We start from the raw sequence: 2,991 nt of genomic DNA, 5'->3' as shown, positions 1-2,991 counted from the left end.
GAACGTGTGGTATACCATACAGACTCATTCGATTATGTAGTAGTAGTAGACAATGAGGCATATGATCTGGAAATTTCTATCCATACACCATTTGAAAAACTGGCCATCCGGCCCACCAGTTTCGGAATAGAGCCTTCCGTAAAAGGAGAGACCGTTCATATTCATCTCGATGAACCGAGAAAATTCACAGTAGAGACAGACGGTGGTCTTCATGACGCCCTGTTTGTATTCTGTTCTCGCAGAATCGAAAAACCGGAAAATACCACCATCTGTTTTGAAAAAGGTAAGGCATACAATGTAGGAGTTCTTACCCTGAAATCAAATGATACGGTCTATATCGAGGAAGGTGCTGTTGTTTCCGGATGTATCTATGCAGAACACAGCAAAAATATTTCCATCGTGGGAAACGGAATTGTCAACGGAGCCTGCTGGCATCTGCCGGACAGCAATGCACATCGTTTCTTTATTTATATCAAATGGTGCAAGAATGTTCTCTTAAAAGGATTTACTGCAGTAGACGGACCATCCTGGCATGTGGTTCCGGCAGCCTGTGATCATGTTGTCATTGATGATATGAATATTATGTCAAGAATCGTAACAGGAGACGGAATTGATATCACCAGCAGCCAGGATGTGGAGGTGAAAAACTGCTTTGTCCGTTCCACAGATGACAGTATCTGCATCAAATCCCAGGGGCTGTTCAAGGATCCTTCAACAGTAAGGGATGTGACAAAAGTGCGCGTTCACAATAACGTAATCTGGAATGCAGAACCTGGTAATGCCATAGAGCTTGGTTATGCTCTCCAGAGTGAGATTCATGATCTGGTATTCGAAGACTGTGATATCATCCACTGCCAGTACGAAGGAAATATGGGCGGTGCCGCACTTTCTATCCACCAGGCAGATGGAGGTCACATTCATGATATCCACTATAAAAATATCAGAGTAGAACAGGCGGAACAGAAACTGTTTGATATCAAGGTTCTGCTTTGCAGATATACAGAGCAGATGGCAAAAGGAGAGATCCATGATATCTATTTTGACAACATTCAGGTATTAAACGGAGATATCCCTGTTTCCACGATCCGTGGATTCCAGACACCGACAGAAGAAGTACGTGTCCATGATATTCACTTTGATAACATTACCTTTATGGGAGAAAAGTGTGAAACCTGGCAGGATATGCGGCTTGTCACAGAACTGGCAAACGATATCTACGTCAATGGCGTCAGGACATGCAAACAGATGAAATTCTGATGATGTAAAGAAAAATGGAGAGTAAGGAGGCACTTATGGAACAAAATAGCATACTTTTCCGGAAAGACGGAAAGAATTTTTTGCAGCTGGACTGTGAAAATGCAAAAGAGCTTTCTTTAAAGTGGGATGATAAGACCTATTCATTTGTAAAAGACGGAGAAAAGTGGATTCTGGAACTTCCGTTTTCCACAGCTGTGAATTATGTGCAGATCTGTGTGGACGGACAGGAGGTTTTGCTTCCTGAGCTGCCGATCGGACATGGATATGGCCGTTTATACAATTATATTGAACTGCCGGATGAAAAGAAGCTGGCTGAGATTCGTGACATCCCGCATGGAACGCTGACACATGAATTCTATAAGTCTGAGATTTCCAATAACTGGGAACGATTCATCGTTTACCTTCCACCATGCGTACCATCCGCAGGTCTTCCGGTTCTGTATCTGCAGCATGGATTCGGTGAGAGTGAGATTTCCTGGACAACAACCGGAAAAGCCAATATCATACTGGATAACCTGATCGAAATGGGAAAAATAAAACCTTTTGCACTTGTGATGAGTGACGGTATGGTACAGGAAAAGGTCGGCTCAGAAGAACGATTAAACCATGTTTTGCTGGAACGGATGCTGGTAGAGGAAATTATTCCGATGGCAGAGAAAAAATATCAGTTTGGCGGTTGTAAGGAAAAGAGAGGTATGGCAGGCTTGTCCATGGGATCTGTACAGACAACTCGGACGATATGCGACCATCCTGACCTGTTCAGCGAAGTCGGCATCTTCTCAGGTTTTATAAGAGATAACATCGAAGGCAATCCGGACCGGGATGCGGTCGGAAGAAAACCTTATGAGCAGACCCATCTGAAGGCGATGGACGATCCGGACTTTAATAACTATTTTCATACCTTTTTCCGATGTATCGGAGATAATGACTGTTTCCTTTCCAGATTTCTGGAAGAGGATGCAATCATCCAGGAGAAAGGTGTCCATGAAATCAGGAAAATCTATCCGGGCGGACATGACTGGAATGTGTGGAGACCGTGCTTTACGGACTTTGCGCAGATGATTTTTCGGTAAAACTGTATAAAGCAGTAGAATAAAAATAACATGGCCGGGTGAGTTTTGCCCGGCTATTGTGTTATCTGCTATATGTATGGTATCCGGTCAAACATCTGAAATATGTTTTTTAGAGTCTTTAAAAAAGAGGTTATGGATGATATAATGGCAAAAAGAGTAAAAGCCTGATGCTATTCGGAGACTAGAAGGAGGACGTGAGAATGTATAACGAATTTGGTGGAACATTAAGTAATTTAGCATTAGCAAAACATAGAAAAAGCCGTGCGATCAATGCGGAAAATCCCAAAGGAGAAAAAGGAAAAGGTGGTATGGCAGCAAGTCATCTTGGACCTTCCAGAAAAGGAAGCCCGTGTCTTAACGATATCGCAAGTGGTCAGACAGTGACACTGGCAGAGATCGAGGGACCTGGTGCGATCAATCATATCTGGATCACAGTGGATGCGAAAACCACAGACGCAGATTGCTTTGTACTGAGAGATCTGGTTCTTCGTATGTACTGGGATGATGAAGAGGAACCGTCTGTAGAAAGCCCGCTGGGAGACTTTTTCTGCTGTGGTTTTGGTAGAGAATGCAATGTAAATTCTATGCCGATCGCAGTAGTGCCAAGCAGAGGATTGAACTGTTATTTCCAGATGCCTTTCAGAAAAAAAGCAAGAATCAC

At 43.3% G+C, this 2,991-nt stretch carries 3 protein-coding genes; all 3 read left to right on the top strand.

The genetic code is table 11. The features are described from left to right. On the top strand, window positions 1-1,257 hold a 1,257-nt coding region (locus MSA64_RS01815; RefSeq protein WP_287890287.1), incomplete at its 5' end, for a glycosyl hydrolase family 28 protein. 35 nt (window positions 1,258-1,292) lie between these two features. After that, complete coding sequence (locus MSA64_RS01810; RefSeq protein ID WP_235904299.1) at window positions 1,293-2,330, top strand: alpha/beta hydrolase-fold protein; 1,038 nt, start codon at window positions 1,293-1,295, stop codon at window positions 2,328-2,330. 200 nt (window positions 2,331-2,530) lie between these two features. Beyond that, a partial coding sequence (locus MSA64_RS01805; RefSeq protein ID WP_287890285.1) for a DUF2961 domain-containing protein occupies window positions 2,531-2,991 on the top strand: 461 nt, incomplete at its 3' end.

The organism is Oliverpabstia sp. (assembly GCF_022785585.1).
Lineage (GTDB): Bacteria > Bacillota > Clostridia > Lachnospirales > Lachnospiraceae > Oliverpabstia > Oliverpabstia intestinalis.
The sequence above is the reverse complement of the archived record's forward strand: the minus strand, read 5'-3'. Positions and strand labels throughout refer to the sequence as shown.